At 50.2% G+C, this 15,324-nt stretch carries 12 protein-coding genes and 1 tRNA gene; 5 read left to right on the top strand and 8 right to left on the bottom strand.

What is annotated here, in order from left to right:
- Positions 1-108: 108 nt before the first annotated feature.
- The 3 genes from KGP26_RS19695 (at position 109) to KGP26_RS19705 (ending at position 2,766) form a co-directional block, all read left to right on the top strand.
- Positions 109-183: transfer RNA gene (locus KGP26_RS19695), tRNA-Arg, on the top strand.
- Between the two features lie 483 nt (positions 184-666).
- The gene (locus tag KGP26_RS19700; protein ID WP_021806078.1) at positions 667-1,962 is read left to right on the top strand and encodes an MFS transporter; all 1,296 of its coding nucleotides are present in this window, start codon (positions 667-669) and stop codon (positions 1,960-1,962) included.
- Positions 1,963-1,977: 15 nt separating this feature from the next.
- Positions 1,978-2,766 (top strand): substrate-binding domain-containing protein, encoded by a 789-nt coding sequence (locus KGP26_RS19705; RefSeq protein WP_021806079.1) that lies wholly within the window; start codon positions 1,978-1,980, stop codon positions 2,764-2,766.
- On the opposite strand, the gene KGP26_RS19710 is transcribed toward KGP26_RS19705, so the two are convergent.
- From KGP26_RS19710 to KGP26_RS19720, 3 genes are all read right to left on the bottom strand, one after another.
- Positions 2,759-3,658: a LysR family transcriptional regulator gene (locus KGP26_RS19710; protein WP_021806080.1), complete on the bottom strand. Its 900-nt coding sequence runs from the start codon at positions 3,656-3,658 to the stop codon at positions 2,759-2,761. The two genes, KGP26_RS19705 and KGP26_RS19710, sit on opposite strands and share 8 nt — an antisense overlap.
- Positions 3,659-4,024: 366 nt before the next feature.
- Entirely contained in the window at positions 4,025-7,123 is a 3,099-nt protein-coding gene (locus KGP26_RS19715) for a multidrug efflux RND transporter permease subunit (RefSeq protein ID WP_223664499.1), read from the bottom strand.
- A 76-nt stretch (positions 7,124-7,199) separates the two neighbouring features.
- Positions 7,200-8,099, bottom strand: coding sequence for an ABC transporter six-transmembrane domain-containing protein (locus KGP26_RS19720; protein WP_037375550.1), 900 nt, complete (start codon positions 8,097-8,099; stop codon positions 7,200-7,202).
- A 96-nt stretch (positions 8,100-8,195) separates the two neighbouring features.
- On the opposite strand from KGP26_RS19720, the gene KGP26_RS19725 reads away from it, so the two are divergent.
- Both KGP26_RS19725 and KGP26_RS19730 read left to right on the top strand, forming a co-directional pair.
- The gene (locus KGP26_RS19725) at positions 8,196-8,786 is read left to right on the top strand and encodes a TetR/AcrR family transcriptional regulator (RefSeq protein WP_037375551.1); all 591 of its coding nucleotides are present in this window, start codon (positions 8,196-8,198) and stop codon (positions 8,784-8,786) included.
- A 208-nt stretch (positions 8,787-8,994) separates the two neighbouring features.
- Complete coding sequence (locus tag KGP26_RS19730) at positions 8,995-9,534, top strand: DUF2058 domain-containing protein (RefSeq protein WP_021806083.1); 540 nt, start codon at positions 8,995-8,997, stop codon at positions 9,532-9,534.
- Positions 9,535-9,706: 172 nt separating this feature from the next.
- Here KGP26_RS19730 and KGP26_RS19735 read toward each other — a convergent pair whose 3' ends face one another.
- The 5 genes from KGP26_RS19735 to KGP26_RS19755 all read right to left on the bottom strand — a co-directional run bounded on the left by KGP26_RS19735 (position 9,707) and on the right by KGP26_RS19755 (position 15,296).
- Positions 9,707-9,916, bottom strand: a complete 210-nt coding sequence (locus KGP26_RS19735) for a hypothetical protein (protein WP_021178640.1) — start codon at positions 9,914-9,916, stop codon at positions 9,707-9,709.
- A gap of 159 nt (positions 9,917-10,075) precedes the next feature.
- A complete protein-coding gene (locus tag KGP26_RS19740; RefSeq protein WP_223664500.1) occupies positions 10,076-10,876 on the bottom strand; it encodes a molecular chaperone in 801 nt (266 codons plus the stop codon).
- A gap of 7 nt (positions 10,877-10,883) precedes the next feature.
- Positions 10,884-12,017 carry a fimbrial protein gene (locus tag KGP26_RS19745; RefSeq protein WP_223664501.1) on the bottom strand — a complete coding sequence of 378 codons (1,134 nt, stop codon included), beginning with the start codon at positions 12,015-12,017 and terminating at the stop codon, positions 10,884-10,886.
- Positions 12,008-14,560, bottom strand: a complete 2,553-nt coding sequence (locus tag KGP26_RS19750) for a fimbria/pilus outer membrane usher protein (protein ID WP_223664502.1) — start codon at positions 14,558-14,560, stop codon at positions 12,008-12,010. Before KGP26_RS19750 ends, KGP26_RS19745 begins: the two co-directional genes overlap by 10 nt.
- Positions 14,526-15,296, bottom strand: a complete 771-nt coding sequence (locus KGP26_RS19755) for a molecular chaperone (protein WP_021806087.1) — start codon at positions 15,294-15,296, stop codon at positions 14,526-14,528. The genes KGP26_RS19750 and KGP26_RS19755 overlap by 35 nt, the downstream gene beginning before the upstream one ends.
- Positions 15,297-15,324 lie beyond the last annotated feature (28 nt).

Here is a 15,324-nt window from a genome sequence, read left to right on the forward strand (position 1 = left end):
ACTAGGAGGGATGATAGAGAAAGGAAAGAAACATAAGGCTTGATAAAAATTGAGGATTTACGGTAGGATAGAAACTAAGGCGAACACTTCAAATCAAAGCCGCCTAAAGTCCCCTTAGTTAAATGGATATAACGAGCCCCTCCTAAGGGCTAGTTGCAGGTTCGATTCCTGCAGGGGACACCAGTCCATCGTTCGCTACCCTCCGTATTAGTTCGCAAAATCCCTTTAAACCCAGTTCGCATCGGTTCATTGACGGCGGTACTCCATCGCAGGCAAATATCGGACAACATATTTTACCCATGCTGACCTTGAAACAGGTCGCAACCTCACGCATTAAAAATGCGGAAGTCGCTCAGATTTCTACTTTGTCCCGCTCAGTGATGTACCAGATAGTGCCCTGCTCCACCCGTATTTAGCTTGTTCTTCCATTATCCTTGTATGAAGCTGGTCACAAAACGTGAATGATGTTTTTTGTGGGCTTTGTAGAAGGCTGCACACGCCAAGCTTGTTAACAAGCCGTTACCACTGTCACATCCAATTGTTAATGGCCATTGATGCATGATACGCATCAGTTCATGAGTTTATTGCGCTTAATTAGTTTATTTTCCTGTTCCAGTCTTCAGAAACAGACGCAACAAAAGCGTCAATAGCCAACTGGAGATAACGATGAATTCACCCAACATTCCCATGACGACTCGAGCAAGAGCCGACGCGATACTGCGTGTTACCTCTGGCAACTTCTTGGAGCAGTTTGATTTTTTTCTGTTCGGGTTTTATGCCACCTACATTGCACATACCTTTTTTCCTGCCAGCAGTGAATTCGCCTCGTTGATGATGACCTTTGCAGTATTTGGCGCAGGCTTTCTGATGCGCCCTATCGGTGCCGTGGTGTTGGGGGCATACATTGATAAAGTAGGCAGACGCAAAGGACTGATTGTTACCTTGTCGATTATGGCCGCAGGAACCTTCCTGATTGTGCTCATTCCGTCCTATCAGACAATCGGTCTTTGGGCCCCATTGCTGGTGCTGGGGGGGCGCTTATTGCAAGGTTTCTCGGCAGGAGCAGAGCTGGGTGGCGTATCCGTGTATCTGGCTGAGATTGCCACTCCGGGCCGTAAAGGCTTTTATACCAGCTGGCAGTCCGGCAGCCAGCAAGTGGCCATTATGGTGGCCGCGGCGATGGGCTTCGCGCTGAATGCAGCCATGGAAGAAAGCGCTATTCGCGAGTGGGGCTGGCGTATTCCTTTCCTGTTTGGCTGCCTGATTGTACCTTTCATCTTTTTCCTGCGCCGCAAACTGGAAGAAACACAGGAGTTCACTGCCCGTCGCACCCACCTGGCAATGCGTGACGTATTTAAAACCCTGTTAACGAACTGGCAAGTTGTTATCGCTGGCATGCTAATGGTTGCCATGACGACCACCGCGTTTTATCTGATCACAGTGTATGCACCAACCTTCGGTAAAAAAGTGTTGATGCTTAGCGCATCTGACAGTTTGCTGGTGACCTTGTTGGTCGCAATCTCTAACTTCCTCTGGCTGCCAATAGGCGGCGCCCTGTCAGATCGTTTCGGCCGCAAGCCGGTTCTGGTTAGCATGACACTGTTGACGTTGCTCACGGCTTATCCAGCACTCAGCCTGCTTGCGCAAGCCCCAAGTTTTTCCATGATGCTGACAGTACTGTTATGGCTGTCCTTCATCTACGGCCTCTATAACGGTGCCATGATCCCAGCCTTGACAGAGATCATGCCGGCCGAAGTTCGGGTTGCAGGTTTCTCGCTGGCCTACAGTCTGGCAACCGCGGTCTTTGGCGGATTCACACCGGTTATCTCTACCGCACTGATTGAGTATACCGGCGATAAAGCTTCACCTGGCTATTGGATGTGCTTTGCCGCCTTGTGCGCATTGCTGGCGACGCTATATCTATACCGCCGCAGCACGTTATCACTACAAACAGCACGTTAAATCAGGGATTACATCATGCAAAAGATCTCTCGTTCACTCCTTGCAACACTGGTGCTCTCCTCTGTCAGCGTGGGCGTACAGGCCAAAGACATTACCGTCATGATTTCAGGCGGCTTTCAAGCCGCACTGGAGAAACTGACCCCACAATTCGAAGCGAAGAGTGGCGACAAAATCATTTTGGTATCCGGCCCCTCCATGGGGAAGACTCCCCAGGCGATCCCTGCACGCTTGGCGCGCGGTGAAAAGGCCGATGTGGTGATAATGGTTGGAGGCGCACTGGAAAATTTAGAAAAGGATAATTGGATCCAACCAGGTTCACGCGTGGAGCTGGCCGACTCGCCAATTGGCATGGTAGTAAAGCAAGGGGACTCGATACCCAATATCGAGAAGACTGCAGATCTACGTAATGCTCTGCTACATGCTAAATCCATTGCCTATTCTGACAGTGCCAGCGGCCGCTATGTCAGCAGCCAGCTGTTCAAAAAGCTGGGTATTGAAGCCAAGTTGCAAGAGAAAACTTATATGATTGAACGTATTCCTGTGGCATCAGAAGTGGCAAAAGGAAAATATGAGCTGGGCTTCCAGCAAGTCAGTGAACTGCTTCCTGTCCCGGGCGTAACCTTTATTGGCGAACTGCCAGAAGATGTGCAGTACATTACCCGCTTTGCTGGCGCGATCACCGCGAAAGCAGAACATCGTCAAGGGGGTAAAGCGCTGCTGGATTTCCTGTCTTCCGCCCAGGCTCAAAAGGTCATTCGGGCCACAGGGATGAGAACCGTGAAAGCTGAACAGCCGGTTAACTAGAGTGATACTGTTCAGTAATCAACTTTTCTAACTCGGCAGCAATATAGGACTGAATGCGTCCACTGCGTTTGATTAGACCAACTGTACGCTTCACAATTGGATCGGTTAACTGCAGGTGGGTCAGTACCGAATGCTCTGAAGATGGCATTGACATAGCGGGCACGGCAGCAATGCCGATGCCCGCTTCAACCATACCCAGCAGAGTCGTCACATGACGAGTTTCGCAGACACTGGGGCGTTCGGGAATGATATGTGCCAACATCTGATCGAGCAGATTACGGTTTCCTGACGTCTTGTCCAACCCCACATAGTCCTGCTGATAAAATTCGCGCCAGGTGAGGTTTTTTTTACTGGCGATGGGATGATCGCGCCTGCAGGCAGCCACGTAAACATCCCCTATCAAGGGAAGGAATTCAATATTGGGTTGCAGGCTTCTCGCAAAACAGATGCCGAAGTCCGCCTGCCCACTCGTAACCGCTTCGATAACATTACCTACACTGCTATCAATCAGTTTAACGCGAACACGCGGATAGCGAGCCTGGAAGCGACGAATGACGTCGGGCATAAAATAATAGGCAGCCGAAGGCACCGTGGCAACAGTGACCAACCCCGTTCGAGTCTGACTGGCCTTATTGATATCCGCTAATACCAACTCAAAGTTCATCAATAGTTGATCTGAACGCTCGGCAAAGGTCTGCCCATAAAGTGTCAGCGTAACGCGCCGGGTGGTTCTGTCGAACAATTTTATGCCAAGCGCTGATTCCAGCTTCTCGATCCTGCGGCTCAATGCTGACGGTGAAAGGCAGATGGACTCCGCAGCAAGCCTAAAGTTACCGTATTCAACCAAAGCGCGGAAGGCATAAAGATCGTTGAGATCAAAATTAACGGGCATAACGATAGACAATCCTTTCAAAGGCGGCAAAAACTTAAAAGAGAGATGATAGCCAGTTATAGCACAACAACAACCTTTACAAGACCGAACAACACTCTCAACTGGCAGCACAAACAAAAATATCAATTTCACTTTGTTATGGTCGCAAAATCAATCAATAATACTGATTAGTTTTGAAACCTAAAATAGCAACACCATCGATAGATATAGGTTCGTTAGAATACGTATCACAACGCACGACAGCGGAAACGGCTTTGGCCTTTTGGGACTGTTCATGCCAGTAAACCAGAGCAGAATCATAACGGGGACAAAAAAGATTAACGCTGGCCATGATGGAAATATAACCATGGCCAGATACTGCCTTATCTATTTAACGTTGCCTTTTCTTTCTACCCATCCACTGACAAAGACAAAAAAGACGGGCACAAAGAATATTGCCAATAAAGTCCCACTGATCATGCCGCCAAAGACACCCGTACCTATTGCATGCTGAGTCTTATCGCTAGCACCAGTAGCAAGCATCAAGGGAACAACACCCAGCGTAAAGGCCAGAGAAGTCATAACAATGGGCCGTAATCTTTGTTTAGCCGCTAGCAATGTTGCAGTAACAGTATCCATCCCCTGCATACGTAGTTTCCGAGCGAACTCAACGATCAGAATGGCGTTTTTAGTAGAAAGTCCGATGATGGTGATCATGCCAACTCTAAAAAAGACATCATTTGACATACCAGCAATGATCACCGCACATACTGCACCAGCCAGCCCCAACGGAACCACCAACATAACGGCAAAAGGCGTTGACCAACTTTCATAGAGTGCCGCCAGCACCATAAACACCACAAGAATGGACAGCAAAATAAGCATGGGAAACTGTAATGCAGATTCTCTTTCCTGCAGAGAGCTCCCGGCCCACTCGGCCTGGAATCCATGAGGTAACGAATCAGCCAATCGTTCCATTTCAGCCATCGCCGTGCCACTCGATTGGCCCGCCGCTGCGCTTCCCATTACCCTGAATGCAGGATATCCCTGATAGCGATTCAATTGACTTGGGGCTAAAGTCCAAGACGGGCTCACGAAAGACGAAAGCGTCACCATTTCACCGGTTCTATTTCTGACGGAGATTTTCAGTAAGTCAGTAAGCTGCATTCTATAATCGGCATCAGCCTGAACGATGACCTGCTGAACGCGGCCGCGTTCCGTGTAATCATTCACATAATAAGAACCAGCGGCGGCAGAAAGCGCCTGGCCGATCTCGTCAAAAGAAACGCCGAATGCTTCAGCCTTCTCCCTATCTATATTCAGTGCAACACTCACGCCTTGAGGTAATCCATCAATGTAGACATCGGTTAATAGTGGACTTTGATTAGCCTGTGCGACGAGCTTTTCTGCCGCTTGCTTTAATGCGGGATAACCTTTTCCCCCCCGGTCTTCAACATACAGCGTAAATCCTGATGATGTCCCCATATCTGAAATCGCTGGCGGCAACAAACTTAAAATTGTGGCATCAGGCACCTCGCCCAGTGTTGTCTGAACAAAATCGGCTTCTCCCTGAGCCGTCGAACCCTTTCTGTCTTTCCAGTCTTTTAATGTGGTGAATGCCATTGCCGTATTTGGGCCCGACCCCGAAAATCCAAATCCCAGAATAGAAATATTGCTCTCAATGGCGTTACGTGTCGCTATTGTCTGTTCAAACTGCTGTACGACTTCACGAGTCCGCTCCATAGTCGCATCTGAAGGAAGTTGCATTGAGGACATAAAATAGCCCTGGTCCTCTTCCGGCAGAAACGATGAAGGCAGTTTTTGCAACGCGAAAAACAGCAAGCCGCATAGAGCAACATAAAGCAGCATCATTCTTCCTGTACGCTTCAACACATACTTCAATCCAGATCCATAGCGAACAGATAAGCCATCAAACTTACGATTGAAGCCGTGTGAAAATCTACTCCCCAAACCTTCTTTTTGTCCATGAGGTTTCAACAAGGTAGCGCACAGTGCAGGTGTCAGCGTCAGGGCGAGAAATGCCGAAAAAAGGATGGACACCGCCATCGAGAGTGTAAACTGCCGATAAATAACACCGACCGAACCACTGGCAAAGCCCATAGGGATAAATACGGCGGTCAATACCAGGGTGATACCGATAATTGCCGGGGTAATTTCCGCCATCGCAATACGTGTCGCTTGCTTGGGCGGTAACTTTTTCTCCGCCATGAGACGTTCGACATTCTCAACAACCACGATCGCATCATCCACAATGATGCCGATAGCTAACACCATACCGAACATGGTCAGTACATTTATGGAAAAACCACTGAATAACATGATGGTCAATGTGCCCAGCAAAGCGACTGGCGCAACAATGGCAGGGATCACCGTACAGCGAATTTTGTGCAGAAAAAGCAGCATCACGAGAAACACCAGGATCATTGCTTCAACAAAGGTCTGGATGACTTTCTCGATCGAGAGTTTCACAAACGGGGCCGTGTCAAAAGGAACTGTAAATTGCATCCCTTGCGGCAGATTTGCGGACAGTTCATCAAGACGCATACGGATACCCTCGGCAGCACTGATTGCATTTGCCCCAGGGGAGAGCTGGATCGCCGCTGCAGTTGCAGGCAACCCATTCTCGCGGATCGCAAAAGCATAACTTTGTAAACCGGACTCCACTCGGGCAACATCCGCTAATCTCAATCGCGAGCCGTTGTTGTTTGCTTTAAGTGTAATATTGCGGAACTCGTCCAGTGAAGAAAGCTGTCCTTGAACCGTCAGTGGGTAGGTAACCCGCTGTCCAGAAAGGGCGGGCTCATCACCCATACGCCCCGGTGAAACCAGGATGTTTTGCTGACCGAGCGCCGTGAGCACATCATTAACCGACAGTTTATAGGTGAACAGCTTGATGGGATCCAACCAAACACGTATCGCCTTTTCGGCACCAAATAACTGAACTTTGCCCACGCCAGGCACTCGCCGCAATTCATCAGACACATGGCGTGCAAAATAGTCGCTCAAATCGGCTTCTTCATATTGCTCGGAAGGCGACGTCAATCCCACCATCATCAGAAACCCCGAATTGGCGGCTTCAACATTGACACCATTCTGACGCACCACCTGAGGAAGGCGAGGTTCGATCACTTTTATCTGGTTCTGAATATCCATTTGGGCAAGGTTGATATTCGTGCCAGGCTTGAACGTCACCGTAATGGATGCCATACCCGACGTGTCACTGGACGACTCAAAATAAAGCAGATTATCAACCCCTGCTATCTCGCGTTCGAGAAGTGAAATAACTGACGTATTCATCGTCTCTGGCGTTGCTCCAGGATAGGTTGCCGTTATCGACACACTGGGTGGTGCAACGGCTGGATATTGGGCCACCGGCAAATGCGGGATAGCAAGGACCCCTCCCAGAATAATAAATAGGGCGATGACCCAGGCAAAAATTGGCCTATTGATAAAAAACTGGGACATTGAATGACATCCGTATTGATGATGATTTATTTAGAAATACCGTGTGTATTCCAAACATAATGAAAAGTGAGCGGCATTAGTCCTTTTCCACTATTTCAGTGTTGATCCTTTTACCAATATCTTTAAGTTGTGAATATTTTTCCAATAGCTGCGGACCATCATCAAGGCTTGTAGCAAACATCCACATATAGGTCATCACAGAATAGATATGACCAGCACTGATGCCCTTCGCCTGAGTCATCCAGACGATAGTTAGGCTAAACAACAGGGCAACCAGCCCCCCAATAGACAGATAGCCTATGGCTTCGCGATCGGATAGCCTTATGCGCAGCCTCGCAAGTGTCAAATAATGCCGTTCCAGGGAAAGCCTGGTGGCTGTACTGACAAAATCCACTTCTTTTTCAAGGCGGTTATTCAGTCTGTTATACAGTGCTTCATTTTTAATGGCATATCCTGGGAGGAAGCAGGCCAAAAAGGCCAATATGACCAGACAAGCCACACCGGCCCAAAATTCAATGAGCAGTAACATGACGGCAGCACCAATCATAGAGACCAGAGAAGTAATGAGCATCGGCAAATGCAACTCAAAGAAATCGACAAACTCTCTTGATAACGCTACGCGGGCCGCCACGGTAGAATAATTCAGCTTTATTTTACGCTGCGTCATCACCACAGAGACCGCCAGCGCGGCATAAATTCTGGCGAAAGCACGCGTATCCACACTCCTTCGTGTCGCACCAAGGCACCAGATAAATAAGATCATTACCCCATACAGCACAGCACTTAACGTCTGCCCTGCCAGGATGGCGTTGATGGACACACCTGCCAGTATTGGATAGAGCAGGTAGGTAACGTTCTCGGCAATCACCAGGAAAAAAGTCAGGGATAACTTTCTTCGGTGACGACTCGCCAGTGATTTCAGAGTGTTGGAAGCACTTCCGGCCACTGGAGGAGCGGGAATATTTCGACTGTTCATTGAAGGGGTTTCTGTTAAAATAATAATAGAGCAATCGCTCAAATGATAAGAACATGCTATTTGAGCAGTTGCTCAAAGTCAAGAAGGAGATGGGCCGTGAAATGTAAATCAGAACCGATGAGAGATAAAATTCTCAGTGCTGTTGTCGAACTGTTTATTGAAAAAGGCGTTGAGAATGTGAAAACACGTGATCTCACCGAGTCCTTAGGCCTCTCCCGTAGCCATATTTATCACTACTTTAAAAACTGGCAATCGCTATGTCTCGAAGCAGTAACAAAATTTATGCTTACGGAACTGGAAGAGTTTCGCATAATGCTTAAACCATTACCTGCCCATCAGAAATTGCAAGAATTTATTGATGGTAATATTTCTGCAACGCCTGACCCTACCAGGAAACTGTACGGGTCTCTATGGATACTCTCCACGCATAATGAATCTTATGCCAGTCTGATGCAGTCGATTTTAGAAGAGTGGCATCAGGTTCTTACCCAAATTATTCGATCCGGTATGGAAGAAGGAGCATTTCGCAGTGTTGAAGCCCCCCGCGTAGCACGACAGCTAGACGCGATGCTATTTGGCTACAGTGAATATCTGTTCACGCTACCTTCGGAGGGATCCTTAAAGCAGGCGAAGGAGGATGTTGAAGACTTCATAAAGCAGAACCTATTAATCCAGTCACATATCTAATTGTTTGAATTTCATGCATAATGTTCATTACCCATTGTCAGGTTGTTCAGGTTTATCGCCATGGCTGATGAGCACAGGCCTTGATTAGGTTGAGGGTATAATAGTCAATGCTATCAGTAATTTGCGTGGAAATTTTCCGTCCCCTGGCACAACCTCTTAGGTTAAGGGTATAATCCAAGGCATTATTTAATCGGTTTCGGAAACGAACATGGCAAAGCTAACATTACAAGAGCAGCTGCTTAAAGCTGGACTGGTCAACAGTAAAAAACTGGCGAAAGTGGAAAGAACGGCTAAAAAATCGCGGGTTCAGGCTCGTGAGGCAAGAGAGGCCGTGGAAGAAAACAAAAAGGCTCAGGTTGAACGTGATAAACAGTTGAATGAGCAGCAAAAGCAGGCCGCCTTAGCGAAAGAATATAAAGCCCAGGTTAAGCAGCTTATTGAAATGAACCGCATCGTTATTGCAAATGGCGATATTGGTTATAACTTCACAGATAACAATTTAATTAAAAAAATATATGTGGATAAAACGACCCAATCTCAGTTGATTAGTGGCCGCCTTGCCATTGCTCGTCTGATTACCGATAAGAACCCTGAAGGCGAATACGCGATTATACCCGCGATCGTGGCCGATAAAATAGCGCAGCGTGATGCGAGCAGCATTGTATTAAATGCCGAGCTGAGTAAAGAGGCTAAAGATGAAGAAGATCCGTATGCCGATTTTGTCGTGCCTGACGATCTGATGTGGTAAACAAACTTTCCAGAGGCTTACAGCGACCAGCCCCTAAGCAACAACGCCCCTAGAGCTCAACCGCAGGGGCATTTCGACCTATCTTTTCGTTTTCGAAGTAAATCACAAAAAATCTTATTTAAATTAAAAAGTTAAATAAAAAAGCCCCGAAAACGGGGCCTTAGGGGTGAATTCAAGCTGGCTGGCTCTGCTTTTTGTAGATAGAACGGTAATGATTGAGCCGTTCGAAGAAGTTATCGCTCTGTTCACGCGACATATTACCCGCCACGCCGTTAGCATCGACTTCACGACCCTGAAACTCCAAGAATGCCACCGTAGAAGCGAGAAAATCCATGTTGCTGGTGTTCTTGGCATAGACATAGCACTTTTCCAAAGTTTCCATGATCTCCTCCTCAACGTTTTACAGTAAAGTTGACGTGCCACAAGCAGGATGACAATCGCTCGTAAAATGTGCTGCACTTCTAAGAATACTCGCAAAAGCTAAAAAATATACGCCATACGTGCGGTGTGCTTAAAAAGTGGGCAGAGATCGCAGAAATACCTAGCGCGGCAAGGAAGATTGCTCCGCCTGCAAGACTTGCTCTGCCGTAACCACAGAGCCAAAATCGTCAAGCACCGAGTAAAATACCTTCATGCCAGTATTCACCGGGCCTTTAGCCGCCGTTAAGGCAAAATCAGCCTGCCCTTTTGGGCTTACCATGCCATTTTCCGGTACCAGGGTAACGACGGCCTGCTGCTTATCGCGGCCCACCGTCATTTCTAGTAATGTCTGGTGAAACGGCGTGGGGTTGCTGACCACCAATACCGGGTTGCCGCCCTGTTTTGCCAGGCTAAAGCGCAACTGCTCCTGCACGTTGGCCGTGTTCATCGTCTGTAATGACCGTGGCCGGTAGAATAATTTAATGCGGGTTCTGAACGCCATCTGCATCTGGCTGGCCGTATTGCTGGCCACTTTAGGCGGGATCTCCAACACGTTAAGCCAAAACACCGACTCACGATCGCTCGGCAGCGTGTGTTCTGCCCCGGTAAACAACACTCTCAGACGCTGTGCCCGCTTCCCGTCCAGGCGCAAGATCGGCGGCGCTACGGTAAACGGCGTGGCGATTTTCTCCGGTTCCGCCTCACTATCACCATTGTCCACCCAGACTTGCAGCAGCACCGCAGAGCGGCCCTCGTTGGTCACTCGCAGCGTCGCTTCCTTATCCTTGCCGTTGACAATCAGGCGCGTGGCTCCCAGGTATATCTCGGCGTGGCTCAGTGGGATAAATAAGGCCATCACCGTAATCAATAGCCAACGGCCAAGCCTGCGATATTGTGGCGTGAAACCAGACATAGCTGCCATTTTTACCCTACTTATAATTGAGCGTAAAAGTGATTGCGGTGTTGGCCGTACCTGCGGTTACCGCATTACCCACCTGGAACAAGCCAGCCTGCATGGGAACCCGATAGTTGGCCTTGGCAGAACTATTATAGTTATCCAGCAGATAAATAGTGCCAAACGTCACCGGCAGGTTGTTGCCACGCAGTAACTGTATCCCGACGCCGCTAGCGCTTGAGGTAGCGTTCGGTGCAACTACACCATTGGCAGCATCCAGCACCTGTGTCGTGGCGGCAAAACTGTAACCAATGCTGGCCAAGCCAGCCGGGCATTGGTTGAACGCCAGCTCAAAGGCTTTACGCCCTGCCACCGAACCCACGCCGTTGAACTGACCGACGCTGGCCTCCGGCAGATCGACATTCACATTCGGAGTGGTGCAGGTGCCGCCACTGGCGATAGTGCCGCCGCTTTTGAACTGGGCAATCATGTAGGTGAGATCGCCCGGCAGAGCAATGCCGTTATACGTCTCTAAATGCCGCAGATAAATTGGATCGAACAAGGGAATTGCGCCAGCGGTCAGGCCGGTGGTCGTTTTCACAAACCGCACCTGAGCATCAACGCCCAAATAGAAGCGGTTACCGCTGTAGTTGACGGTAATGGTCTCAGGATGGGTCTGCTGCCCACCCGTGCCAATGGTCAACGGCTGCCAGTTGGTGGTTTTACCATTCAGGGTATAACGCCAACGGACGATATACCCCAGACCGGCTTTTACCGTGGTGTTATACAGCATGTAAGTTTGCCCATCGACCACGATGGTATTGCGTGTGGTGTAAGGCGGGTAACCCTGTACGCTAAACTGCACCGGCTGCTGGTAGGCGCTATTGGGGGTGCAGTTCCAGGCAGTGGAGTTGTAAGAGTTGATCCAAGGCCCCAGCACGTCACCCACGGCGCTGTCTTTGCCAATCTCAATGGTGGCCGTGTCGAAAAACTGATAATAACCGCTGTTACGCGCGCAACTGACCGCAAGCCCTTCGGCGCTGGTCGCTCCGCCGTAGCCAAATATCAGCAATAAGCCAAGAAGCAAGCGCTTACCCCGCAGCCGGAACTCTGCGCCGAGCCTCGGTGTGAACAAACGGACCAACGTCAGTCGTTGCTTCATTGGCATATTACCTCCAGGCGGCGATAGTCTGGTTCATCCCCATGCGATACGGCGGGCAACTGATAGTTAAACCGGCAACTTTCTCCGGCTCCTTCCCCCCATTTCACCTCTAACTGGCCTTTAGGGTTGTTGACCCGCAGTAAGCCTTCACCAACCTGACCAATATACCCCACGCTACGCTGCTGCTCGTCTGACACGTTTGCGCCAAAGGGCAACGGATTACCCGCAACGTCTCGGGCCGTCACCAGGATCGAGTAGCCGCTTTCGGTCTCATAACGTAACAGCCCGACGGCACCGGCGGTCGGCGCGATCTTCTGGCTGGTGTATTTCAGTTCCACATCCCTGGAAAGCCCTTTCGGATCCAACTCCACGGTATTTTGACGGTAAGGGCTGAGGTAAGGGACCACCGCCTTTCCGCTGTTATCCAGGCGCAGACCGCTGTAGTTGGTGATCCTGGCCCCCTTGGCGTTTTCTGCCTCGACGATTGCCGACGTTTCCCCCAGCATCGGTGTAAACACCACTCCGCCGCTATAGGCAACCAGGCCACCGGACATATTGGCGCCATATTGTTGATAACCCTGGCCTGCGGAAACGCTGCCCCCAACGAAGGCATAAGGCGCGGCCCATGAGCCGTTGACGCCACCGCTAACGCTGTTGCTACCATTTTTATCATAGTCGTAGTTGGTAAAGGCGCTGTAGTTATACTGCCGGTCCTCTCCCAGGCTACCGGACAGCGAGTTCTGCAACCCCTGACGATCCTTTTGCTGGGTATAGCTGCTGGTCAGGTTAGGTGCGCGCGAGCTGGAACCCAATGGGATCGACAGGGTCAGCATGGCTTTGTTATCCCAGTTTCCGGTTGCCAGGTTGCGTGTCCGTGCGAAGTTAACCCCATAATTCAGCTTGTTATAATGATTGTTGTAGCTAAGCTGATATTCGCGGTCGGTCTGGTCATGATCCCAATAATCCTGCACGTTGGCATTCAACGCGACAGTCCCAAACCCCTCCGGCAACGACTGGCTGGCGTTAATCTGGAAACGATTACGTCGTTTCCAACTGTTATAGTCAGCAAAACCGCTATCGTTACTGTCGCGATCGCGCAGCAACATGGCGTCATCCACGTTGTAATACCCAGAGCTGGAATAGCGGTAGCTGGCCAGAGTGATGTTGGTATCCACTACCGGCAAAATTTTCGCATAGGTGAGACGTACGCTCTGCCCCTGCTCGTTAGGACGGTGCTCAAACTGCGTTTGTGCCTGGGTAATATCCGCCGACAGCGCACCAAAATCGGTATTGAATGCCAAACCGCCCGAGGCCGCCGCATAGCCATCGGCACCGATCACACCGGTATACCCCGTCAGCAGGTTTGTGAAACCATGCCTCAAGGTGCCCACCGCAATGGCAGGTTCTTCGCTCACCGAGTTATTGCGATATTTCCCCGCCATCAGTGAATAGTGGGTTACACCTGGCCGCAGCAGTTCGGCAATCGAAGCATAGGTGACGGTAAAGCTGCGTTCAGTGCCGTCGGCTTCGGTCACCGTGACCAGCAGATCGCCGCCGCTGCCGGTAGGATAGAGATCGTCAATAACAAACGGCCCCGGCGGTACGGTGGTCTCATAAATCTGGCTGCCACGCTGGCTTACACGCACCAACGCGTTGGTATTGGCGATACCGCGCACCACCGGGGCAAAGCCACGTTGGGAATCGCTGTACATACGATCGTCCGAGCTGATCTGAGCGCCAATGAACCCAATGCTGTCAAAGACTTGACCGTCGGTGGTCGATTGGCCCAGCACCATCCGGCTACGCCAGCCAACCAGAGGCCGTTCCAGATAGGTTTCATTGCTTTGATAGAGAAAACCCTCGTCATCATTCCAATTGGCCGACGCCCGGTAACGCAGACGCCACACGTCCCAATTTAATCCGCCACGCAACCCCAGAAATTGGGTGGTTTGAGCAGATGAGTCGGAATGATCAGCACGGTAAGCGTTGTAGTCATATTGCAGGGTCGCCGCCGTGATGCCGTTATCCCACAGCTCAGGGCTGACATAACCACGGGCTTCATGCTGCAGCAAAGACTGCGGCGCACGCACGTCCAACCGTTGGCCACCGCTATCAAAATTGCCCTCCACGCCAGGTACCAGTTCACCCAACGCAATACACTGTTCCCCTTGCTGCAAGCGCGACAGCACCGCCTTGTCCAGTTTATCCAAGGCAATATTGAACAGGCTTAACAGTTTCAGATCGTAACAAGGTTGAGCGATGCTGCTTTGCGGCGAAGCCAGGGAAAAGTTGACGTCCTGACGCCCTTTCCATTGGTCGTTAAGATAGAGATCGATGCGGTGAATGCCGGGAGCAACCGGGTTACCGCTGGAGAACTGGCTGACATCGACGGACGAACGCAGAAAAGACTCGTTGAACTCAATAGCCTCACTTTCATCCGCATAAGCCAACGTTATGGGAGCCAGTAAAATGGCTCCCGCAATATAAATCTGGTTGAGAAAAGAGGGCCGCCAATCAAGACTTACCACTGCCCGCCAACGTCCGCTCATTTTTGTTATCCCCACCGAAATCATCAATCAGGCTATAAAACGCTTTTAAGCCTGCTGACGGTGCCGATTTCATTCCTTGAATTTTCATCACCAACTCGCCAAAGGGTGCCACCATCCTTTCCTGCGTTTTCCCTAGATCGCCCAGTACTGGCGCACCTTTGGCGCTACGAATTTCAATCTGGCGGAAAGTAAGGTAATAAGGCGATGGGTTCTTGGCGACGATTTCATAACCCGCAGCCCCTTTGCGTAAGCTCAGATCCAGCTTTTCGTAAGCCTGAGCCGGGGTCATTGGCAGGTTATTCGGCCGATAGAACAGTTTGATGCGGGTGCGGAAAGAGAACTGCATCAGGTTGTCGCCCGCGGCTATTTTTTGGGTAGCCTTGGGTGGGATCTCCAACACATTGAGCCAGAACAGTGATTCACGGTTACTCGGCAATCCGCCGCCGGTACGTGCAATACGCAACGCCTGCCCTTTGCCCGGATCGATACGGGCTACCGGTGGCGTCAGGGTAAAAGGCACCTTGACGGTGTCGGGTTTGGATTTAACATCGCCGTTATCGATCCAGGACTGGATCAACACCGGGCTGGTCCCTTGGTTACGCAGTTGGGTAATCGCTTCACCGCTGTTTTCGTTATAAATAATGCGTGTGGCGTTGATGATCACACCAGCATCAGCGGCAACTGTCCATGTCAGCGCCAAGCTAAAGGCGGAAACGGTAAATAGAGTTCTTAACATGGCGCTGTCCTCTGAAAGGGATGAGGCT

This window comes from Serratia sp. JSRIV002 (genome assembly GCF_019968725.1).
Taxonomy (GTDB): Bacteria; Pseudomonadota; Gammaproteobacteria; order Enterobacterales; family Enterobacteriaceae; genus Chania; species Chania fonticola_B.